Annotated in this window: 21 protein-coding genes; 8 read left to right on the forward strand and 13 right to left on the reverse strand. The window is 57.0% G+C overall.

Annotated features, from left to right (window positions below; all coding sequences use genetic code 11):
• The first annotated feature begins 900 nt into the window (after positions 1 to 900).
• Complete coding sequence (locus tag ABLV12_RS19615) at positions 901 to 1,032, forward strand: hypothetical protein (protein WP_335270350.1); 132 nt, start codon at positions 901 to 903, stop codon at positions 1,030 to 1,032.
• Positions 1,033 to 1,228: 196 nt separating this feature from the next.
• On the opposite strand, the gene ABLV12_RS19620 is transcribed toward ABLV12_RS19615, so the two are convergent.
• Complete coding sequence (locus ABLV12_RS19620) at positions 1,229 to 2,845, reverse strand: peptide ABC transporter substrate-binding protein (RefSeq protein WP_004101482.1); 1,617 nt, start codon at positions 2,843 to 2,845, stop codon at positions 1,229 to 1,231.
• A gap of 189 nt (positions 2,846 to 3,034) precedes the next feature.
• On the opposite strand from ABLV12_RS19620, the gene mpaA reads away from it, so the two are divergent.
• Entirely contained in the window at positions 3,035 to 3,748 is a 714-nt protein-coding gene (mpaA, locus tag ABLV12_RS19625) for a murein tripeptide amidase MpaA (protein ID WP_004112466.1), read from the forward strand.
• Here mpaA and ycjG read toward each other — a convergent pair.
• Positions 3,739 to 4,704, reverse strand: a complete 966-nt coding sequence (gene ycjG / locus ABLV12_RS19630; RefSeq protein ID WP_064344781.1) for an L-Ala-D/L-Glu epimerase — start codon at positions 4,702 to 4,704, stop codon at positions 3,739 to 3,741. The two genes, mpaA and ycjG, sit on opposite strands and share 10 nt — an antisense overlap.
• Positions 4,705 to 4,805: 101 nt before the next feature.
• Here ycjG and tpx point away from each other — a divergent pair, with 101 nt between their 5' ends.
• Positions 4,806 to 5,312 (forward strand): thiol peroxidase, encoded by a 507-nt coding sequence (gene tpx / locus ABLV12_RS19635; protein ID WP_348867242.1) that lies wholly within the window; start codon positions 4,806 to 4,808, stop codon positions 5,310 to 5,312.
• 45 nt (positions 5,313 to 5,357) lie between these two features.
• On the opposite strand, the gene ABLV12_RS19640 is transcribed toward tpx, so the two are convergent.
• From ABLV12_RS19640 to pspA, 9 genes are all read right to left on the reverse strand, one after another.
• Positions 5,358 to 6,413, reverse strand: coding sequence for an AbrB family transcriptional regulator (locus ABLV12_RS19640; protein ID WP_004101477.1), 1,056 nt, complete (start codon positions 6,411 to 6,413; stop codon positions 5,358 to 5,360).
• Positions 6,414 to 6,540: 127 nt separating this feature from the next.
• Positions 6,541 to 8,082, reverse strand: a complete 1,542-nt coding sequence (gene tyrR / locus ABLV12_RS19645; RefSeq protein ID WP_004101475.1) for a transcriptional regulator TyrR — start codon at positions 8,080 to 8,082, stop codon at positions 6,541 to 6,543.
• A gap of 284 nt (positions 8,083 to 8,366) precedes the next feature.
• Positions 8,367 to 9,428: a YcjF family protein gene (locus ABLV12_RS19650; RefSeq protein WP_348867243.1), complete on the reverse strand. Its 1,062-nt coding sequence runs from the start codon at positions 9,426 to 9,428 to the stop codon at positions 8,367 to 8,369.
• Positions 9,425 to 10,822 carry a YcjX family protein gene (locus tag ABLV12_RS19655; protein ID WP_064398460.1) on the reverse strand — a complete coding sequence of 466 codons (1,398 nt, stop codon included), beginning with the start codon at positions 10,820 to 10,822 and terminating at the stop codon, positions 9,425 to 9,427. The genes ABLV12_RS19650 and ABLV12_RS19655 overlap by 4 nt, the downstream gene beginning before the upstream one ends.
• Before the next feature lie 89 nt (positions 10,823 to 10,911).
• Entirely contained in the window at positions 10,912 to 11,226 is a 315-nt protein-coding gene (pspE, locus tag ABLV12_RS19660) for a thiosulfate sulfurtransferase PspE (protein ID WP_017146046.1), read from the reverse strand.
• Positions 11,227 to 11,259: 33 nt separating this feature from the next.
• The gene (gene pspD / locus ABLV12_RS19665; RefSeq protein ID WP_004101464.1) at positions 11,260 to 11,490 is read right to left on the reverse strand and encodes a phage shock protein PspD; all 231 of its coding nucleotides are present in this window, start codon (positions 11,488 to 11,490) and stop codon (positions 11,260 to 11,262) included.
• Between the two features lie 19 nt (positions 11,491 to 11,509).
• Entirely contained in the window at positions 11,510 to 11,869 is a 360-nt protein-coding gene (gene pspC, locus ABLV12_RS19670) for an envelope stress response membrane protein PspC (protein ID WP_004101461.1), read from the reverse strand.
• A complete protein-coding gene (gene pspB / locus ABLV12_RS19675) occupies positions 11,869 to 12,093 on the reverse strand; it encodes an envelope stress response membrane protein PspB (protein WP_004101459.1) in 225 nt (74 codons plus the stop codon). The genes pspC and pspB overlap by 1 nt, the downstream gene beginning before the upstream one ends.
• Positions 12,094 to 12,143: 50 nt before the next feature.
• Complete coding sequence (gene pspA / locus ABLV12_RS19680; RefSeq protein ID WP_004101456.1) at positions 12,144 to 12,812, reverse strand: phage shock protein PspA; 669 nt, start codon at positions 12,810 to 12,812, stop codon at positions 12,144 to 12,146.
• 152 nt (positions 12,813 to 12,964) lie between these two features.
• On the opposite strand from pspA, the gene pspF reads away from it, so the two are divergent.
• The gene (pspF, locus tag ABLV12_RS19685; protein ID WP_162556081.1) at positions 12,965 to 13,954 is read left to right on the forward strand and encodes a phage shock protein operon transcriptional activator; all 990 of its coding nucleotides are present in this window, start codon (positions 12,965 to 12,967) and stop codon (positions 13,952 to 13,954) included.
• Here the strand turns inward: pspF and ABLV12_RS19690 are convergent.
• The gene (locus ABLV12_RS19690) at positions 13,945 to 15,336 is read right to left on the reverse strand and encodes an MFS transporter (protein WP_004101454.1); all 1,392 of its coding nucleotides are present in this window, start codon (positions 15,334 to 15,336) and stop codon (positions 13,945 to 13,947) included. The genes pspF and ABLV12_RS19690 overlap by 10 nt on opposite strands.
• A gap of 25 nt (positions 15,337 to 15,361) precedes the next feature.
• Entirely contained in the window at positions 15,362 to 16,531 is a 1,170-nt protein-coding gene (locus tag ABLV12_RS19695; protein WP_070557321.1) for a M20 aminoacylase family protein, read from the reverse strand.
• 168 nt (positions 16,532 to 16,699) lie between these two features.
• Between ABLV12_RS19695 and ABLV12_RS19700 the strand changes: the two genes are divergently transcribed.
• The 4 genes from ABLV12_RS19700 (at position 16,700) to sapB (ending at position 22,437) form a co-directional block, all read left to right on the forward strand.
• On the forward strand, positions 16,700 to 19,012 hold the full coding sequence (locus ABLV12_RS19700) for a helix-turn-helix domain-containing protein (protein ID WP_064398375.1): 2,313 nt from the start codon (positions 16,700 to 16,702) through the stop codon (positions 19,010 to 19,012).
• A 165-nt stretch (positions 19,013 to 19,177) separates the two neighbouring features.
• Positions 19,178 to 19,462, forward strand: a complete 285-nt coding sequence (locus tag ABLV12_RS19705; protein WP_016808546.1) for a hypothetical protein — start codon at positions 19,178 to 19,180, stop codon at positions 19,460 to 19,462.
• Positions 19,463 to 19,831: 369 nt separating this feature from the next.
• Positions 19,832 to 21,475, forward strand: a complete 1,644-nt coding sequence (gene sapA, locus ABLV12_RS19710) for an ABC transporter substrate-binding protein SapA (protein WP_004101448.1) — start codon at positions 19,832 to 19,834, stop codon at positions 21,473 to 21,475.
• Positions 21,472 to 22,437 (forward strand): putrescine export ABC transporter permease SapB, encoded by a 966-nt coding sequence (gene sapB, locus ABLV12_RS19715; protein WP_004101442.1) that lies wholly within the window; start codon positions 21,472 to 21,474, stop codon positions 22,435 to 22,437. Before sapA ends, sapB begins: the two co-directional genes overlap by 4 nt.
• Positions 22,438 to 22,453 lie beyond the last annotated feature (16 nt).

Raw genomic sequence — 22,453 nt, forward strand, 5'->3', positions numbered from 1 at the left:
GTGGTTTTTTAAACAGAAAACAACGAGTGCTCTCTGTTTCCAGTACTGCGGCTTGCCTTTCGCGAAGCGGTGTTGATATTTACCAACATCAGCCATTTCCGGATAATTGATTAAACAACGCACCCGATTAATTCAGGGGCCAGCGTGTTCATTTCGGCTCATAATTTCTGAGTCAACGTGGCGTCTTTTAGAATTTATTCAAACGCCTTTCTGAATATAGCGATATCAAAGTCTGTATTTGAGGGCGCGGGATAATTGACGTATCGCCAGAATGGCATGAAGTTAAAGTTTCTCGCATGCATCCTGCTCGTACTCAAGGCCTTTAAAAACTTAGACACTCTGACGCATATTATTTCCCGCGCGTTCTTTTAGCGCCTGCTCAGCCCAGATAAACGCTCTTCTGCACGACATTATGAAAACACGCAGCTAAAAAGAGCGCACATTGGCGTTGAATTTTTTTATCTTCCAGATAAAAGACGCCCCGCTTTGCCATTACTCAAATCAGTAACGATGCAGCGCATAAGCGGAAATGCGACGCCGCTATTCGCGCCTCTCTGACGTGCAGCCTCAGCTTAAATCAGAGGCCGCCTTACAGCCGCACTCGCAATATCCTGGCCATAGCGCTTCCTTCCCTGGAGGCGTATGGGCCAAACATAACGATTTTCTTTGCACAATCATCGCAGGGCCAGACATCAGAATAGAGCAACTCATCCGTATTCAGGCCAAATATAAGACTTTGCTTAAGCATTTAAATGAAAATACAAAAAATAATAAGCATCATGCGCACAAAATCAACAAAAACATTCATCATCTGACTGCGATAAATAAAAAATTCACATCTCACAAATGAATAAATATTAAATTCACATATAAACAAACGGAGTTTATTGATGCTAATCAATGAGCGAAGGCAATCAGGCCATTCCCGATGCGGAAAAGATTGCGCGTATCCAAAAAGATATGTTGAGTACGTTTGACCGCTCGCAAGCCATCAGCCAGCCCAACCCCGACGATAAATATAAATATCAATAATTTCAGATAGGATAAATATAGATTTTAAAAATGATATCTGATGGCCTCTACGCTGTTCATTGACCAGGCGAGTAAGAGCTGGCGAAAGTGAGGTTTGCTGCTGGGGCGGGAAATAGAATACAGGTTAGCTGGCGCTGCGGGCCGCGCTCTGGAGAGATGTGATGGTTGCCTGACGCCCGCAGGCAACCGGTGCTCATCAGTGCTTCACGATATACATCGTGCGGCTATAGGCGACGTCTTCCGGATTGGCAATCGGATACCCTTTCAGCCACGGTTTAATCAGTCGCCCGTTGGTATACTGGTAAATCGGCGCGATAGGCGCTTTCGCCATAATGATTTTTTCCGCCGCGTTGTAATCGTCATTGCGCGCCTTTTCCGACGTTTCCAGCGCCGCCTGAGTGAGAATTTTGTCGTAGGCCGGATCGTTGAAGCGGGAGATATTACCGCTGTGCGTCGAGGTTAGCAGCGACAGGAACGTTGAAGGTTCATTGTAATCCCCCACCCACGAAGCGCGAATCACATCGAAGTTGCCGGTATTACGGCTGTCGATATAGGTCTTCCACTCCTGATTTTGCAGCTTCACGTCGACGCCAAGATTCTTCTTCCACATAGACGCTACCGCAATGGCGATTTTCTGATGATTCTCCGAGGTGTTATACAACAGGCTGAGCTTCAGCGGGCGACCCGGGCCGTAGCCCGCCGCCTGCAGCAGCGCTTTGGCCTGGGCATTCAGCTCAGCCTGGCTCATGCTCTCGATTTGCGACGGCTGGGGAGTGAAGCCGGCAGTAACATCCGGAGTAAAACGCCAGGCCGGTTTCTCACCAGTACCCAGAATTTTTTCCGCCATCAGACGGCGGTCGATAGTCATACTCAGCGCCAGGCGGACGCGCTCATCGGCGGTTGGCCCTTTCTGTGTGTTAAATGCGTAATAATAGGTGCCCAGCTGTGGCGGAGTGTAAACCTGCCCCGGAATATCCTTCATCAGCTTCTGATACATATTTTTCGGGAACGACTCGGTAATATCGATATCACCGGCCAGATAGCGCTTAGTTGCCGCTGACTCCTGATTAATGGGCGTAAACGTGACCTGCTGGATCACCGTTTTGCCGTTGTCCCAGTAGTGCGTATTGGGAACCACCACCAGTTTTTCATTCACCACGCGATCCTTTAAAACGTACGCGCCGTTGCCAATCAGGCTTCCCGGACGGGTCCAGCTGTCGCCGCTCTCAACATTCGCCTTCTGGACCGGATAAAACGCAAAGCTGGCGGTCAGATTGCTGAACCACGGCAGCGGTTTATCCAGCTGAACGCGCAGCGTTCGCGCGTCTACGGCGGTGACGCCAAGGGTATCCGGCGCGGCTTTACCATCAATGATATTTTGCGCATTGGCGATACCGGCCAGCGCCGCAAACCAGGCAAAGGGTGAAGTGGTTTTGGGGTCAACCAGCCGTCGCCAGCTATAGACAAAATCTTCTGCCGTCACCGGCGTTCCATCGGACCAGCGGGCATTATCGCGCAGGGTAAACGTCCAGACGCGGTTATCATTGCTCTGCCAGCGAGTCGCCACGCCTGGTATAAGGTTGCCTTTCTCATCCTGATTGACTAAACCTTCAAAAAGATCGCGGATAACCTGAATTTCAGGCAGGCCGACGGCTTTCGCGGGATCTAAGGTGGCGGGCTCATCTTTTATGTGCCGCACCAGCACCTGTTTTTCGGCTAATACGGTGCCGGGCGGGACATCCGCCGCCCAGGCAAGAGAAGAGACGCTGGCTAACCACAGCGCGCCGCATGTCAATTTGACAGGATACTTCATAAGATCCCCTTTAAAATAAAAAAACCAGAGCTGGCAGTGCGATAATTATTTGTTTCATCACCTGAAATTGCAAACAGCTTGTGAAAGAAAGTTGACATATATGCTGATTTCAACATTGCTGGAAACTATTTGATTCCGGGACGGTTTTACACAACACTGCTGAAAAATAACCTGATAACAGGATGCCCTATGCCCGTTTCTCGTCCTCGCCCCCAGCGCGGTGATTTTCCGCCTGGAACCCAACGCTACGGCCAGTCTTACCTGGGCGCGCCGCTGCTGTGGTTTCCGGCGCCGCTGGCCGATAGCCGTAGCGGCCTGATCCTTGCCGGTACTCACGGCGATGAAAACGCCTCCATCGTCACCCTCTCCTGTGCGCTACGAACCCTCAAGCCAGAGCTGCGCCGTCATCACGTGGTGCTGGCGGTCAACCCTGACGGCTGTCAGCTGGGGCTGCGGGCTAACGCACGCGGTATCGACCTGAACCGGAATTTTCCAGCGGCGAACTGGAAGGAAGGAGAAACCGTCTACCGCTGGAACAGCGCGGCAGAGCAGCGCGATGTCGTTCTACTCACCGGCGAAAAGCCAGGTTCGGAACCCGAGACCCGGGCGCTGTGCCAGTTGATCCATCAGATCCACCCGGCATGGGTAATCTCATTTCACGATCCGCTGGCCTGCATTGAAGACCCCGGCCACAGCGAACTGGGGCACTGGCTGGCCGATGCGTTTAGCCTGCCGCTGGTGGGTAGCGTCGGCTATGAAACGCCCGGTTCTTTTGGCAGCTGGTGCGCCGATATCGGCCTGCCCTGTATCACCGCCGAATTCCCGGCAATATCCGCCGACGAAGCAACGGAGAAATATCTGCAGGCCATGACGGAGCTGCTGCACTGGCACTCTCAGAGATGAAGCACCCCGGTGCTGAAGTGCAGCGCCGGCTCGACATCTACGGCCAGCCATGTTGGACCATCAAGATCGGCAAAACGGGCCAGCGGCGCCAGCGGTAGCGCCGCGCTAATCGCTCTCGACGTACACAGCATACAGCCCAGCATCCGCGCAAACCCCAGGCGTTCTGCCTCCTCCGCCAGCAGCAGCGCTTCAGTCAGACCACCGGTCTTATCCAGCTTGATATTAACCATTTCATAGCGGCCGCGCAGCGCCGCCAGGCTATCGCGAGTATGGCAGCTCTCATCAGCGCAAATAGGCAGCGGATGGATAAAATTCGCCAGCGCTTCATCGGCCCCAGCCGGAAGGGGTTGCTCCAGCATCGCGACGCCGACGTCCGCCAGCAGCTGACAGCGCTCGGCCAGACCGTCGCTGCGCCAGGCTTCATTGGCATCGACGATGAGCGTTGCCTGCGGAACCGCCTCGCGAATGGCAATTAACCGCTCGCTAATCAGATGGTCATCAAGCTTCACTTTCAGCAGCGTGGCACCTTTCTCCCACAGGGCCGACGCGCTGGCCGCCATCTGGTCGGGGGTGCCGATCACCACCGTTTGCGCCGTAACCACCCGCTTGGGCAGCGTCACGCCTAACAGCTGCGAGATGCTTTTACCCGCGCTGCGCGCCTGCCAGTCCCAGAGCGCGCAGTCCACTGCATTACGCGCGGCCCCTGGCGGCAGCAGGCGTTGAATCTGCTCTCGAGTGACGCCCCGCTCAATCTGTTCGCCGATCGCCATAATCTGCGCCATCACCGAGGCGATACTCTCTCCATAGCGAGGATAAGGCGTGCATTCCCCCGTGCCCTTGACGCCATTCTCTTCAATTTCCACCACCACGACTTTTGCCTCGCTGCGGCTGCCGCGGGCGATCACAAAAGGGCTATGTAGCGGCCAGGCTTCTTCATAGACTCGCAGATTTCGCATTCCCTGAACCTCGCAGGTAAGTATTAAAAGGATTTGCCGTGCCGATGACGGATGTCATACACTAGCCGCGACGTTAACTATATGTAAACAGGAAGATAACCATGTCACAAACCGTGCATTTCCAGGGCAACCCCGTTTCTGTTCAAGGCACCATTCCGCAGGCAGGCGCTAAAGCGCAGCCGTTTACGCTGGTGGCCAAAGATCTCTCTGACGTCGCGCTGAGCCAGTTTGCGGGCTCCCGTAAAGTGCTGAACATTTTCCCAAGCATCGATACCGGCGTTTGCGCGGCATCGGTACGTAAATTCAACCAACTGGCGTCAGAACTGAACAACACCATAGTGCTGTGCATTTCCGCCGACCTGCCGTTCGCCCAGTCACGCTTCTGCGGCGCTGAAGGCCTGAACAACGTCGTGACTCTGTCCACCCTGCGCGGCGCGCAGTTCCTGGCCGACTACGGCGTAGCGATCTCCGCGGGCCCGCTGGCCGGTCTGGCAGCGCGTGCTGTGGTCGTGATTGATGAAAACGACCAGGTGGTATACAGCCAGCTGGTGAATGAAATCACCGAAGAGCCGGACTACGACGCAGCCCTGGCCGCGCTGAAAGCGTAATATCCCCACCAGGTAACGTAAGCCCTCGTTAAACGGGGGCTTTTTTTATTCCCGCGTCGCATAGCGGGAGATAAAGCGCGCAATCGCCGGGCCGGTCAGCAAGATAGTGAACAGGCGCAACGTCTGCATCGCCATAATAAAAGACATATCCGCCCGCGTGCCGGCAGCGATAATCGCTACCGTGTCCAGCCCGCCCGGGCTGGTCGCCAGATAGGCGGTCATAAAGTCCAGCGGTAAAACCTGCGTCAGTCCATAAGCCATCAGCGCACATAGCAGAATCAGGCCGATAATCGATGCCAGGATCTGCGGCAGGGTTTTTAACGCCAGCAGGAAGATCTGTTTATTAAACTTTAGACCAACGCTCCAGCCAACGGCGGCATAAGCCAGCGCCAGCAGCCACTCAGGGAGTTCAAGCTGCAGCCAGCCTTCTCCCTGCACCAGCGCGCCGATCAGCATCGGGAAAAGCATCGCACCGGACGGAAAGCGCAGACGCAGCCCCAGCCATCCCGCGGCCGCCGTCACCAGCAGCGTAAGCGGTAGCTGCCAGCTTATCGGGGGAAACCAGGCGACCTGCTGAGTCATCTCCTGGGCTTCGCCGCCGAGCGCAACGCGAACCACCAGCGCCGCGGCGCCGGCAACAAAAAGTACGCGCAAATACTGCATCAGCGCCACCAGTCGAACGTCGGCGCCGTACTCCTGGGCCATAATAACCATCGCCGAAGCGCCGCCCGGCGAACTTCCCCACGCCCCGGTGGCGCCGGGTAGCGCGCTATAGCGCACCAGCAGCCATCCCGCCAGCGCGCTGATGGCGAGCGTGGAGAAGAGAATCAGCAGCACCAGCGCCCAGTTTGCCAGCAGAACACCGAAAATCGAGGGCGTCAGGCTACGGGCGATCATGCAGCCGATAATCATCTGAGCGGCAATAAAAAAGGGTCGGGGAACGCGGATTTCCGCGCCGCGAAGGCTCAGGCAAATGCCGGCAATCATCGGCCCCAGCAGCAGCGCGGCCGGGAGGTGAAACCAGAACAGCGCAAAAGAGATCGCGCTGGAGAGCACCAGCAGTTTCATCCACTGAAAAAAACGACTACGCCAGATCCACATGCGTATTCCTGCAAAAAAGAGGGTAAAAACGCAGTATATACAGATTCATTCGCCGCCAGGCCCCCTCCTTTTTCTGGAAATGTTCTGGAAATGCCGACCGACGGCGCAGGCAACCGGTCGGCGGGAATTACTCGTCGCCTTTTTTCTGGCTCAGACCGTACTCGCGAAGTTTATTGGCGATGGCGGTATGCGAGACGCCAAGCCGCCTGGCCAGTTTACGCGTGCTGGGGAAGCTACGATAAAGCTGGGTAAGCACCGAGCGCTCGAAACGGCGCGTGATATCATCCAGCGAGCCTTCCATCGCTTCTTCGCCAACCGCTAATGACGAGACGTCGTGATCCGGCAGCAGGATATCCTGAGGGCGCAGTTCAAAACCGTCCAGCTGAGTCAGGGCACGGTAAATCGCGTTTTTGAGCTGGCGCACGTTGCCCGGCCAGCTATAGCGCGTCAATACGCTGTTTAAATCGGCAGAAAGTTTCGGCCGCGGGATACCCTGCTCATCGGCGAAACGCGCCACAAACAGTTCGGTCAGCGGCATGATATCCTGCGGACAATCGCGCAGCGGTGGTAAATAGAGCGTCAGCACGTTAAGACGATAATAGAGATCTTCGCGGAACAGCCCTTTTTGCACCAGCTCCACCAGGTTTTTCTGCGTCGCGCAGATCACCCGTACATCTACGTGGACTTCATGATCTTCCCCGACCCGGCGGAAGGTTCCATCGTTGAGGAAGCGCAGCAGCTTAGTCTGCATTCGCGGCGACATTTCGCCAATTTCATCCAGCAGAACCGAACCGCCGTTAGCCTGCTCGAAGAACCCCTTTTTGCCCTGGATAGCGTCGCCAAACAGCTCGCTCTCTACCGCGTCCTCCGGAATGGAGCCGCAGTTCAGGGCCAGGTAAGGTTTCCCCGCTCGCGGGCTGGCGAGGTGGCAGGCGTGAGCGAGCAAATCTTTACCGGTACCGGTATCGCCGACGATCAGCAGCGGCGCGCTGAGCATAGCCAGCTTGCGAGCCTGCTCGACGACGTGGCGCATTTTCGGGCCTACGGCGAGGATCTGGCTGAAGGCGCTGGTATCCTGAATGGTCATCGTTTGCAGCTGACGCCCCATACGGACCGTTGAACGCAGCATCGCTACCGCGCCGGTCAGCACCTTCTCGCCGTGTTCGCCTTCGAGATAAACCGGGGTGATCTCCAGCAGGAAGTTCTGCCCGTTAACCACCACGTGCTCGGCGTGGGACTCCTGCGGACTATTTTCCAGCCAGCGCTGGACGTTAAAATCGGTAATCAGCTGTGCGACCGGATGGCTGCGCAGCTTCTCCTGGCTCTGGCCAAACAGCTGGCAGCTGGCCGGGTTAGCCAGTTCGACTTTTCCTTTGGTGTCGAGAGAGAGCACAGGCTCCGGCATCGCTACCAGCAGCGCGCTGAGCGCCAGATGTTCACGTTCTGACGGCATCCACGCCACGGTGCGCACGTCGGTGACGCCGGCGATACGACGAATTTCCGCCATCAGACTGCTGAAGCTAGCGAACTCCAGCTCGGCGAAATTGAGATAAATTCGGCCAATAGGGTCAATGTCGATACCCCGCAGGTCGATACCGCGCAGCACCAGTAAATCGAGCAATTCACGAGTCAGACCAAGACGGTCTTCACAAAAGACTTCAAGACGCATAGGAGTTTTCACCCTAAAGAGGCCAATAACGGATGAATAATAGGACAGTTATTTGCTGGCGTGAAGATAGCTGTCAACAATTATTGACAGTATGGCGGAAAAATGGCCTTTATGCCGTAAAGTTATGCGCTCAGAGTGGAAAATGGCAATAAAAACCGGTCGTCATCGCCGCTGCTTTTCTCCCCCGATTGCGCTGCGCATCGCCGTGAGACAAGTGACAGCCTTCTGTGGAGCGGTAACCCGGCTAAGGCGTTCACGCCGCAAGCCGGGAATGCTTAAGCGACTTATTTTTCCGCGCCGCTTTTGCTCTTTTGCAACGTCTCTTTTAGCTGGCCGATCAGCTCGCGGCGGAAGTCCCCCAGCCGCGGTTTATCATCGGCGATCCACGGCAGCGGGCGGCAGAGCTCCATCGCCTTGATACCCAGCCGCGCGGTCAACAGCCCGGCGCCAATCCCCTGCGCCGCGCGCGCCGATAGCCTGGCCGCGAGATCCTGCGACATCCAGTCCATCCCGACTTCCCGCACCAGCTCGCTGGCGCCGGCAAAAGCGATATTCAGCAGCACCAGACGGAACAGGCGCAGGCGGCTGTAGTAGCCGAGCTCAATACCGTACAGAGTGGCGATGCGGTTGATGAGGCGTAAATTACGCCAGGCGATAAACGCCATATCCACCAGCGCCAGGGGACTGACGGCAATCATCAGCGTCGATTCCGCCGCCGAGCGGCTAATCTCACGCCGTGCCTGCGCATCCAGCACCGGCTGCACGATCTGCGCGTACAGGCTTACCACTTCGCGATCGTTTTGCGTTTCGTGGATCGCTGCATACCAGCGTTGCAGCGCCGGATGCGATTGATCGAGACCCGCCTGCCGGGCCAGCTTTTCGCAAAAGGCACGCCCTTTGCCAACCGCATGGCTGTGCATCAGGTCCCGAGCCTCATCGCGCTCGTGCGCGCGCTGGCGTAACCGCCACAGACGGCGCCATTCGGTCGCTACCGAGCCGACGCCCGCCCCGACAATCAGCGCGCCGGCTGCGCAGCCGCCGAGGGCGATCCAGTCTTGCGTTTGCCAGGCGGTCATCGTCCACTGCACGCCCTGCGCTACGACGCTGACGCCAAAAATAGCCAGCCCGGCGCTGACCATCTTTCGCCACAGGCTGCGCTTAGGCCGCAGCACCGACTCCACTACCGCTTCCGCCGCCCCCTCTTCTTCTTCCGGCGCGTCAAGGCGCGCAGGGGCGAACTTCTCCGCATCCGCGTCGTCAAAAGCGCGAGCGGATTTCAGAATTTGCGCCTTTTCCACCTCCAGCGGGCCGTCGAAATCAATACGCGGTTTTAAGGGTTCGGTCATCGCAATTTATCTCCGATCAAAAATTCCAGCGCCGCGTCGAGGCGAATATGCGGCAGCGGTTTATCAACATCCATCACTTGCGGGCGGAAGTTTTCAAACTGAAAGCCCTGCTGCTCCCAGAAGGCCTGACCCGGCAGGCGCGCGGGCACTTCCCCGGGATAGACGGTCAGCGGCTGTCCGTCGCTTAGCCGATGCCCCCGCAGCGCAGGGATCTTCTCCCCGTTCACCTCAATAAGCCCGCTCTGCGTCGCCTGAATCGACGCCAGACCCAGGCAATCCATGCTGATGCCTTCAAACGCCGCGTTCTGCCAGGCATCCTGAATCAGCTGCTGCAGCAGCGATACCATATTGCTGTGCTGATCGACGGTGACGTGATCGGCTTTGGTCGCGGCGAACAGCAGCTTATCGATAACCGGTGAGAACAGACGACGAAACAGCGTGCGCTGGCCATAGTGGAAGCTTTGCATCAGCTGCGTCAGCGCGAGACGCATGTCGTTAAACGCCTGAGGCCCGCTGTTAAGCGGCTGCAGGCAGTCCACCAGCACAATCTGCCGGTCGAAGCGGAGAAAATGATCTTTGTAGAAGCCTTTCACCACTTTCTCGCAGTAGTATTTAAAACGCTCGCGCAGCATTCCGGCATTGGTCTGTTTGTCCGCCTGCACCAGCTTAGCCTCACCGGCGGCATCAACGTCCGGCCAGGGGAAGAACTGCAGCGCCGGCGCGCCGGCCATTTCGCCGGGCAGCACAAAGCGCCCGGGCTGAATAAAATGCATCCCTTCGCGCTTACAGCTGTGCAGATAATCGGTCCACGCCGCGGCGATCTCCGCCAGACGGGTTTCATCGGCGGGCGCCAGCGGATCCAGCCCTTCGCAAAGCTGCCGCCAGCGCGCCGACCACGCCGCCCTCTGTCCCTGCAGCAGTCCGGTCATCTGTCGTGACCAGGTCAGGTAATCCTGGGCCAGCATCGGAAGATCCAGCAGCCACTCGCCGGGATAATCGACAATCTCCAGATAGAGCGTCGAAGTCTCTTTAAAATGGCGCAGCAGCGAATCGTTAGAGCGATAGCGCAGAGCGAGGCGGATTTCGCTGACGCCGCGGGTGGGCGTCGGCCAGACCGGAGGTTGTCCATAGAGCTGGGCCAGCCCTTCGTCATAGGTAAAACGCGGAATGCCAAAATCCCGCTGCGGGACGCGCTTGACGCCCAGCAGGCGTTCTTCTCTGGCCGCGCTAAGCAGCGGCAGCCGTGCCCCGGCGTGGATATTCAGTAGCTGATTGACCAGTGCGGTGATAAACGCGGTCTTGCCGCTGCGGCTAAGACCGGTGACGGCCAGACGGAGATGCCGGTCAACCCCACGATTCACCAGCGCATTAAATTCTGTTTTGAGTCGCTTCATCGCCATCCTGTTGAGCCTGAAGAACGAGGGAAATAGACATGAGGGCTAATCAATAAAGTGCATTAGCCCCGCTGCGGCGGGGCTGACGGTTAGTGGCTGGCGCTTTTCGGCATCGCTATTTGACTGAGGCCGCCGGCATTCACCACCTGCGTGTAGCCCATTTCGCTCAGCAGCTGCTGAGCCTGGCCCGACTGTCGGCCAACGTTACAATAGACGTGAATGGTATCGTTTTTATCCGGCACTTCAGCCGCAATCCGCGATTTTAAATCCGCCAGCGGTATGTTCACCGCGCCGTTAACGTGTTCTTTTTGATACTGCTGTGGAACGCGGACGTCAATCCAGTGCTCCGCCGCGAAGGCGGGTAAAGCCATCGCCAGCGCTAAACCCAGAAACAATTTTCGCATTTTATCATCCTGATAGAGTGAGTTTTTAGGCACTCATAACATACGCCATCCACGACGTTTAGAAAACCGCTGCGCCGCCCGGCTGAGCATCGGTTCCAGAACAAGCATCAGCAGCATTTTCAGCGGCCGACGCGCGACGGATTTTACCGCCCAGCCAGCGACGCCCGCCGGGCCGTAGCGCAGCGCGGTGAGCAGCACCAGCTTGCCTGCGATTTTCAGACCCGGTTTAACTTTTTGCCCGGCCTGCTGCCATTTCATGTTCATTATTAACCTCAACTTTCAGTTATAGCTGACGAAAACGACTGCGTAGCGAAAAGGTGTCAGAGGTGACGTAGCGTTCCATTTCACGCAGACGGCGCTCCCCTGCAGCCAGCTCCTTATCCGCAGCAGCCAGCAGCTCTCCGCTGCTCGGCGTTTTTTCACCATACAGCTCGCTTTCCGGCATAGGATCCAGCGCAAACGAGAGAATGATGTAGGCCACCACCACAAACAGGAACAGGCCAAAAATCATTGCCAGTACGGTAATCAGGCGCACCAGCTTAACCGGCACGTCCAGGTACTGCGCGATACCGGCGCAAACGCCTTTGACCATGCCCTGCTGTGGAATGCGCCACAGTTTTTTACTCAGATCCAGTCCGCCCATTATTTTTCTCTCCAGTTCGGATGCTCAGCGTCAAGAATGGCTTCCAGCGCCTGAATACGCTCGCGCATGCGCTTTGCGTCATCGGTCAGCTGCAGCAGGCGCTGCTGCTCGTTTTGCGATAAACTGCCGCTGGCGGTGCGGTTGTTGTAATGCAGCCAAAGCCAGACCGGCAAAACAAACAGCACAAACAACGTCAAAGGGATGGCGAGAAAAAGCATGCTCATGTGAACTCCTTGCAGATGGCGGCGGCACGTCTCGGTGCCGCCCGAATACATTACTGGTTATTTTGATTCATTTTGGCTTTCAACGCCGCCAGCTGCTCGCTGATTTCATCGTCCGCTTTCAGATCGGCGAACTGCTGATCCAGCGATTTATCTTTACCGAAGCGGTGGCTTTCGGCTTCGGCTTCCATATGATCGATACGGCGTTCAAACGATTCAAAGCGCGCCATCGCCTCATCAATCTTGCCGCTGTCCAGCTGACGACGAACGTCGCGGGAGGAACTTGCGGCCTGATGGCGCAGCATCAACGCCTGCTGACGGGCGCGCGTTTCGCTCAGTTTATTCTCCAGCTCGCCAATCTCTTTTTTCATCCGCGCCAGCGTTTCATCAACCAGCTGCGCTTCATTTTCCAGGCTAGCGATCAGGTCGGTCAGCTTCTGCTTCTCGATCAGCGCCGCACGAGCCAGATCCTCTTTCTCTTTACGCAACGCCAGTTCGGCTTTCTCCTGCCATTCCGCCTGCTGCGCAACGGCCTGTTCAATACGACGGGTCAGCTGTTTCTTTTCAGCCAACGCCCGCGCCGAGGTCGAACGCACTTCAACCAACGTGTCTTCCATCTCCTGGATCATCAGTCGAACCAGCTTCTGCGGATCTTCCGCTTTCTCCAGCAGAGAGTTAATGTTGGCGTTCACGATGTCGGCAAAACGAGAAAAAATACCCATAATTTCAATCCTCATAGTTCTGGTATCAGGCACCGGCCTGTGCCATCACTAATACAAATGCCGTGCCAACTTTTTATCTTATTGATTTTAATAGAAGTGGTTGTTATCTGGCCAACGCATTGCTAAAGTGACCTGGTGAATCACACTACTTAATGGCGAAATTCATCATGGCGGAATACAAGGACAACCTGCTCGGCGAGGCCAACAGCTTCCTGGAAGTGCTGGAACAGGTCTCAAGACTGGCGCCGCTCGATAAACCGGTGCTGGTGATTGGCGAACGCGGAACCGGTAAGGAGCTGATCGCCAGCCGCCTGCACTTCCTCTCTTCCCGCTGGCAGGGGCCGTTTATCTCGCTGAACTGCGCTGCGCTGAATGAAAACCTGCTCGATTCCGAGCTATTCGGTCATGAAGCCGGGGCATTTACGGGGGCCAGTAAACGCCATCCGGGGCGCTTCGAGCGCGCCGACGGCGGTACCCTGTTTCTTGATGAGCTGGCCACCGCGCCGATGCTGGTGCAGGAAAAGCTGCTGCGCGTGATTGAGTATGGCGAACTCGAGCGCGTCGGCGGCAGCCAGCCGCTGCAGGTTAACGTCCGCCTGGTGTGCGCGACCAACGCCGATCTGCCACAAATGGTGGAAGATGGGCTCTTTCGCGCTGACCTACTCGACAGGTTGGCTTTCGATGTGGTGCAGTTGCCGCCGCTGCGCGAACGCCAGAGCGATATTATGCTGCTCGCCACCCAGTTTGCTATCCAGATGTGCCGCGAACTCGGACTGCCGTTGTTTCCCGGCTTTAGCGAACGCGCCGCCGTGACGCTGCAGAACTACCGTTGGCCCGGGAATATCCGTGAATTAAAAAACGTGGTGGAACGGTCGGTTTACCGTCACGGCAGCAGTGAAAGCGAGCTGGATAATATTATTATTAACCCCTTCCGCCAGCAGCAAACTGCCCCGCCCGCTGCAGCAGAAAAGGCGCCCGGCCCCATGCTGCCGCTCGATTTGCGCGCTTTCCAGCTGGAGCAAGAAAAAAGCCTGCTCGAGAGAAGCCTTGAGCAGGCGAAGTACAATCAAAAGCAGGCGGCCGAACTACTGGGGCTAACCTATCACCAGCTGCGGGCGCTGCTGAAAAAGCATCAGCTTTGAGCTATGCGCGGCAGCAGCAGCGCGCTCAGCGTCATTGAACCGAGACAGAGCGCGGCGTTAAACCACAGCGCATACTGCGCCGCGCTGGCCATTCCCAGCGGTAAAAACAGCGCAAAAAGTGACGCTGTCACCGCTATACCCATCGCCCCGCCGAGCGAACTACCCATCTTATAAATTCCCGACGCCACCCCGACCTTATTCTCGGGAGCGTTGACCACCGCGGTGTCCGTTGACGGAGTAGCGTAGCAGCCCAGTCCAAAGCCAAACAGCACGTTGCTGAAAAAGACCGTAACGATATAGGTCGATTTATCGAGAAAGGTGCAGGAAATAAGCAGGATGCCAAGCGCGGTAAAAACCGGGCCGGCGATCATCGGCAAGCGCGCGCCGTAGCGTTGCAGCAGCTTTTCGCCCACCCGGATCATCGCCAGCACGGTGACCAGGTAGCCGAGCGTCATCATTCCGCTCTCCAGCGGGCTTAGATGGTGCCCCTGCTGGAGCCAGATGCTGGCAATCATCATGGTACCGATGGCGCCGTTGAGCAGAAAATTCGACAGCACCGCGGCGCTGTAGGCCCGGTTACGAAACAGCGCAAAATCAATCAACGCCGCGTCGCCCTTACGCCGACCGCTGCGGATAAAAAATAACCCCGCCGCCAGCGCGCCGCCCAGCATCGTCAGCGAGGTTCCGCTGCTCCAGCCCCAGCCGTGGCCTTTACTGATAAACAGATTTAACAGCACCAGCGCAAGGATCAGGCTGAGCAGGCCGCTAATGTCCAGCTTATGCTGCTGCGCGCTGGCGCTGCGGCTCTCCGGCGTACCGCGCAGTAAAAACAGCGCCGCCAGCGCTACCGCGATGGAGAAAACAAAGATCCAGCGCCAGCCCAGTCCGGTAGCAATCGCCCCGCCGACAAACGAGCACAGCCCGCTGCCGCCCCAGGAGCCGATGACCCAGAAGCTGACCGCCCGCTGGCGCGCTTTACCTTCATACCAGGTTTTTATTAATGCCAGCGTCGCCGGCATGATGCAGGCGGCCGATAGCCCCTGTAAAACGCGTCCGGCCAGGAACAGCGCGGGTCCCTGGGAGAGCACCAGCATTGCGCTGCCGGCTATGCTGAGAATCAGGCCCAGGGTGGTCATGCGCATGCGGCCGAATTTATCCGCCAGCCCGCCGCTGGCGACCACAAAGCAGCCGCTGAACAAGGCGCTCAGGCTCACCGCCAGGGTCAGGGTTTCCAGCGAAATATCAAGGCTGCTTTTCATTGCCGGAACCACGTTAATCACCGACTGGGCAAACAGCCAGAAGGTCAGAACGCTCAATACAATACCCGCCAGCAGGCGATCGGTGCCGACGAACTGCGCTTCGCTTAGCGATACAGAACTCATAGCAGGGTCCTCTTCGTTGCGGAGATTAACGCAAATAGTGTTCCGTCAGGGCGCACCACAGCGCGGCGCCTTTTAGCAACAGGGCATCGTTGAAGTCATATCCCGGGTTATGCACCATACAGCGATCCGCTTCATCCCCGGCTCCGATGGTGAAATAGCAGCCGTTCGGATTACGCTCGAGCATAAAAGCAAAATCTTCGCTGCCCATAAACGGCTTCACTTCGCCAACCTGCTCCTCGCCAAATAGCGAAGCCGCCACCTTCCGAACCATCTCATTGGCTGCCGGATCGTTTCTTAAAACCGGGCTGCCGTTAACGTGGGTAATGGCGGCGCTGGCGTTAAAGCTCTCGGCCTGAGCGACGGCAATATCGTGAATGCGCTGCAGTACGGTCTCGCGAACCTGTTCGTTTAAGGTGCGCACAGTGAGCTTCATTAAGGCCTTGTCATTGATAATATTCGGCGCATGCCCGGCCTGGATGCTGCCCACGGTCACGACAGCCGGCTCAAACGGCGTGATATTGCGGGAGACAATGGATTGCAGCGCCAGGGTGATATGGCAGGCCACTAGCGTAGCGTCGACGGTATGCTCCGGCAGCGCGCCGTGTCCACCAACCCCTTTGACTTCAATATGGAGAGTGTCGGATGAGGCCATCATCGCCCCGTCGCGCAGACCGATTTTGCCTAACGGTTGTCCCGGCATATTATGCAGGCCAAAAATGGCATCGCAGGGGAACTGGTCGAACAGGCCGTCTTCGAGCATAACCCGACCGCCGTAGAGCAGTTCCTCAGCCGGCTGAAAAATAAGCTGCAGCGTGCCGTTAAACTGCCGCGTGCGCGCCAGATATTCCGCGGCGTACAATAGCGTGGTGGTATGACCGTCGTGGCCGCAGCCATGAAAACGCCCCTCTATCTGGCTGGCCCACGCTTTGCCGCTCATCTCCTGCATCGGCAGCGCGTCCATATCCGCCCGAAGTCCCAACCGTTTTTGACCGTCGCCTGCGCGTAAGGTACCGACCACGCCGGTTCCCGCCAGACCACGATGAACCTGATAGCCCCACTCGCCGAGCAGTCGGGCCACCTCTTCGCTGGTTTTATGCTCTTCAAAACCGATTTCCGGCTGCTGGTGGAAACGGCGACGAAGAGCGACAAACTGCGCCTCATTAACCTGTAATGCCTCAATAATCGGGTGTGTCATTTTTATTATTCCTGTGTTGTGTTTGCACGACACTTTCGAGTTTATGCATCCATGGCGGCTTTAAAATGCGCTTTTTTGTTTTATAGTGACGGATTATTAATGAGTGTTTTTCATACAAAACGGTTATGACAAAAAACAACACGCTGTTTTTTGTCTTCAGGAGGCGGTGTGGATCATCATTCAGGCGACTTTCAGGTTACGGTTCGCGATATCCGCCAGTTGAGCCAGCAGGAAAACGAGACGCTGACGCTACTATGGCTGCTTGAGGGCAGCGTCGAACTCCGCGATGGCGAGTCGGGCCGGAACCTGCAGGCTGATGAACTGGCGATAGTGAATCGCCATCGCCCCTGGAGCCTGCACAGCAAGACGGCGAACGTCGTGATGGCGCTGTCGCTGAGCGCTGGATGGCTGACCCGCCTCGACGGCGATTTTTTTGCCTCTGCCTACCAGAGCAGCAACGAAACCCGCGATGCCGAAGATACCCTGCGCTACCTGATGCGCCAGCTGCTGGTCCTCGGTCTGGTCAATCCGCAGGCCCACTACCGGCTGGAGGCCAACCGCTGGCTTAGCGAAATTGCTCTTCTGCTGGCGTCACGCTTCAGCCGTCCCCTCACCGCCCTGGCGCCTCGCGGAGCCGAACGCTGGAGTCAGCGAATAAATCGGGTAGTGGCGCGAATCGACGCCAACTATCAACGGCGCCTGTCGCTGCAGGAGATAGCCGCCGCCGAATTTGTTTCTGAGGCCTGGCTATCGCGTCTGTTCCGCAAAGAGGTGGGCGTCAGCTTTATGCAATACATCACCGGGCTTCGCCTGCGTAAAGCTGCTGAGCAGTTGACGATGACGCGTAAATCGATACAGCAGATCGCTCAGCAACAGGGCTTTGCCAGCAGCCGGGTGATGAGCGACCTGTTTAAACGCGAACACGGTCTGACGCCGCGCCAGTTTCGCCAGCAGCATCCGCAAACGGCGGTTGAATCCCCTCGTCCACGCGTTCAACGGGCTGAGCTGTGGCAACCAGTGTCTATAGACAGGCTATATTCCCGGCTCAATGCGCCGCAGATCAATGGGTTGGATAGCCCGCCGCTGCGGCTCAATCCCCAGCAAACCCGTCATCTTGATATGCGCCAGCTACCGGCGCGCGGTACGCCGCTGCGGCACTCGCGCATCGTCGTTACCGTTCGGGAACTGGATGACCTGCTGCGCGACGATGTCCGTCAGGAGCTCGAAGAACTGCACAACTCGCTGCCGATATTCGCCATCGACGTTCACGATCCGTTTCTCAGTAGCCGCCTGTTCGGTACCGGCTGGGACGATGCGCAGCTGGCCGGGTATGCCTGCTGGTATAACCTGCAGCGCATTTTTAGCTGGCTGGCGTCGATGGGCTGGGCGGTAATACTGCATACCGGTATCACCACCCGCGGCGATCTGCTACAGCGTTTTCTGCGCCTGTCCGCCAACCATTTTCCACCGGCAACCCTCGCCAGCTGGCGTTTTGTCTGGCACTGGTCCCCGCAGGCCAGCGATGAGGCGCGCCAGCATGCCTGGCGGCAACAAAAAACGATCCTCCAGGCGCTTTCGCCGCAGTCGGCGCTGGGGATCTGGCACCGCTTTTCACAAAACGTGGAGGAGGATCCCCTCCTCTGTTCACCGCTGCTGGCCGAGGCGGATTTTCTTGCCTGCCAGGCAGATGCGAATGAACTGCTGGATCTGGCGCAGATTGATAGCCAGAGGCTGGCCGCCAGCGAGAATTACCCGGTGCTTAAAATGCGCAAGCTCCACAGCGCGCTGCGCCAGCGGCAGCTGCTGTTACCGCTTTGGCTACTGTCGTGGAATACCCTGACCGGCGATACTCGCGACACCAACGGCCGTTTCTTTCGCGGCGCGCTACTGATGGATAATCTGCTGGGGCTGGCAGACCAGGTGTGGCTGGCGGGGTTTTGGCTGAATTCCGGGCTGCAGGGGGAGGCTGGCGCTAACGGCAAGCTTGATACCTCCAGCCTGGCGCTGCACTATCTCCACGGTTTGCCGCGACCGGTGTATTGGGTCTTGTGGCTGTGGCGCAGGCTGCGGGGCGAAGTGGTGATTAACGAAAAAAATTTGCTGCTGCTGCGCGATAACGGCCATTACCAGTTGCTGCTGCGCAATACGGTGGTTTTCAATCCCTGGCTTTCCAGCGAGGAGGCGTTTATCCAGCGCTTTAGTCAGCCATGGAACGTGCGCCTGCACGGCCTTGAAGGACGCTGGCGCATCAAACATCATCTCTTCGATCGGCATCATGGCGCCCTCTTTCCGCTTTTCGAGGCTTTTCGCAGCCAGAGCGGCCCGGATGAAGAAGAGTATCGCTGGCTGATGCACCAGGCGCGCCCGGCCCTGCGCGTGAGCGAAGAAACCCCCGCAAGCGATCGCTGGCAGCTCGTCGATTCGCTGGAGAGCAACGCGCTGGCGCTGTATGAATTTACGCCTCTTAATGACATGAAGTGACAGTGTCACATGAATGGTTACCATGACCTGCGGAGGCAAACAGGGACAAAGTTAAGGGTTTTAGATGCGCCCGGGCCGTCATCATGGTTAAACATTTGTAACTGGTAAGATATACTGATGTGAACTATCATCGGCGCATGATGACTCAATGGACTGAAAATACAGATGATTCCGGTTAATTCCTCAACGCTTGGCCGCTATGCCGCGCACGTCAGCCTGGTTCATACCATGAAAAGCCACAAAGCCCCGGCGCTCACGGTCATGATGATCTTTTCAGACCTGCTTATTCGTTCAACCGAAGATTCCTATCGTCTGCAAGGCTGGGAAATCACGCCGCAAAAAAGCGGCCTGGTGCTGCGTACGTATGTCGCGAACCATCCTGATGGCGGAAAGCTTGAAATCACCCCAAAAGACTATATTGCACGTTATAACCGGCTCCTGCCGCTGTAGCGCCCCTTTCTCCGGCGGTCGTGCCGGCACGGCTCGCTGGAGAATCCGCAAATAAAAAGCTACCATGTGGCAAACATCTGGGCGTCTGCGGCGCAGAGAAGCGCTATGCTTACGACAATACGTGCCCGCGAGCCGTTCTGCATTTGAATCGATGAAATTCATATTTGCGCTTCCCGTCTCTTCGCCTGTTGCCAAACGCAGGGTGAATTAAGAGGTATACTCGAAGTTAATAAGCGGTATGAATTTGAATTAGTTGGTCAAATAACCGACGCAACCATCGCTTAAATTATCTCCATAAGCAATAAGGTGGTGGTAAATGTTATTTAATATTAATAAGATAGAGCCTTGCTCTATAATCAATAAGAAACTATGCGCCTGAAATTGTCTTCTCTCCTGGCAGCGGTGTCTATGCTGTACGGGCAAGCTTTTGCCGCGCCCGCCCTGCCTGCTAACGCGGATATTCGCGATAGCGGTTTTGTTTATTGCGTAAGCGGCCAGGTTAACACCTTCAACCCACAAAAGGTCAGCAGCGGTCTGATTGTCGATACTCTTGCCGCCCAGCTGTACGATCGACTGCTTGATGTTGACCCCTATACCTACCGCCTGGTCCCGGAACTGGCAGAAAGCTGGGAGGTGCTGGATAACGGCGCCACCTACCGCTTCCACCTGCGAAACAACGTGCCGTTCCAGACCACCGCCTGGTTTAAGCCGACCCGCAATTTCAACGCTGACGACGTGATTTTTACCTTTGGCCGGATTTTTAACCGCGACCATCCGTGGCACAACGTGAACGGCAGCAGCTTCCCCTATTTCGATAGCTTACAGTTCGCCGACAGCGTCGAAAGCGTGCGTAAGCTGGATAACCACACCGTTGAATTTCGCCTCAAACGACCGGATGCTTCCTTCCTGTGGCACCTGGCTACCCACTACGCCTCGGTGATGTCGGCGGAGTATGCCGCAAAGCTGGCCCAGAGCGATCGTCAGGAGCTGATCGATCGTCAACCTGTTGGCACCGGCCCGTTCCAGCTTGAGGAATATCGCAGCGGGCAATATATTCGTCTGCAGCGCCACCCGGCCTACTGGCGAGGTAAACCGCTGATGCCGCAGGTGGTGGTCGATCTGGGCTCCGGTGGTACCGGACGACTGTCAAAACTGCTGACCGGCGAGTGTGATGTGCTGGCCTGGCCGGCTGCGAGCCAGCTCTCTATTCTGCGTGACGACCCGCGCCTTCGCCTGACCCTGCGCCCGGGAATGAACATCGCCTGGCTGGCGTTCAATACCGCTAAGCCGCCGCTCGATAATCCGGAGGTCCGTCACGCGCTGGCGTTGGCCATCAATAATCAGCGTCTGATGCAGTCAATCTATTACGGAACGGCGGAAACCGCAGCTTCAATGCTGCCTCGCGCCTCCTGGGCCTATGATAACGACGCCAGAATCACCGAATATAATCCTGCGGAAGCTCGCGCCAGGCTTAAAGCGCTGGGGCTGGAACAGCTGACGCTTAAACTATGGGTCCCGACCAGTTCGCAGGCCTGGAACCCCAGCCCCCTGAAAACCGCCGAGCTTATCCAGGCGGATATGGCGCAAATTGGCGTGAAGGTGATCATTGTGCCGGTCGAAGGGCGTTTTCAGGAAGCCAGATTAATGGATATGAGTCATGATCTGACGCTTTCCGGCTGGGCAACGGACAGTAACGATCCGGACAGCTTCTTCCGTCCGCTATTGAGCTGCGCGGCGATTGCCTCACAAACCAACTATGCTCACTGGTGTCATCGTGAATTCGATGACGTGCTACAAAAAGCGCTGACATCCCAGCAGCTGGCTTCGCGCATTGAAGCTTATAAAGAGGCCCAACGCATTCTTGCTGATGAACTGCCGGTACTGCCGCTGGCTTCCTCCCTGCGTCTTCAGGCCTATCGTTACGACATGAAAGGCCTGGTGCTGAGTCCGTTTGGCAACGCCTCTTTTGCCGGCGTCTCGCGGGAAAAAGAAGACGAGGTGCAAAAACCATGATTATTTTTACCCTGCGTCGCCTGCTGCTGCTGCTGATTACGCTCTTTCTGCTGACGTTTGTCGGTTTTAGCCTGAGCTATTTTACGCCTCACGCGCCGCTGCAGGGCGCCTCGCTGTGGAACGCCTGGTGGTTCTGGTTTGAGGGCGTGCTGCACTGGGATTTTGGCGTCTCCAGCATCAACGGGCAGCCGATCTCCGAGCAGCTTAAAGAGGTATTCCCTGCCACGATGGAGCTGTGTATCCTCGCCTTCGGCTTCGCGCTGGTGATCGGGATCCCCGTCGGCATGCTGGCGGGGATTATGCGCAACAAATGGCAAGATACCCTGATTAGCGCCCTGGCGCTGCTGGGCTTCTCGATCCCCGTATTCTGGCTGGCGCTGCTGTTGACCCTGTTTTTCTCCCTCACCCTGGGCTGGTTCCCGGTCTCCGGGCGCTTCGACCTGCTGTACGAAGTGAAATCGGTCACCGGCTTTGCGCTGATCGACGCGTGGCTTTCCGATTCGCCGTGGCGTCATGAAATGATCGTCAGCGCGGCGCGCCATATGGTGCTGCCGGTGCTGACCCTCGCAGTGGCGCCGACGACGGAAGTGATCCGTCTGATGCGCATCAGCACCAGCGAAGTGTACGACACCAACTATGTCAAAGCTGCGGCCACCCGTGGCGTATCGCGGCGGACAATTTTACACCGTCACGTACTGCATAACGCCCTGCCGCCGGTGATCCCGCGCCTGGGTCTGCAGTTTTCCACCATGCTAACGCTGGCGATGATTACCGAAATGGTCTTTAGCTGGCCGGGACTGGGCCGCTGGCTCATTAACGCCATTCGCCAACAGGACTACGCCGCAATCTCAGCGGGCGTGATGGTCATCGGCGCGCTGGTGATTATTGTGAACGTGATATCCGATATTTTGGGGGCTATGGCTAACCCACTGAAACATAAGGAATGGTATGCCCTACGATAGCAGTTACAAATAAAAA

This window comes from Klebsiella sp. CN_Kp100 (genome assembly GCF_040065315.1).
GTDB lineage: Bacteria > Pseudomonadota > Gammaproteobacteria > Enterobacterales > Enterobacteriaceae > Klebsiella > Klebsiella oxytoca.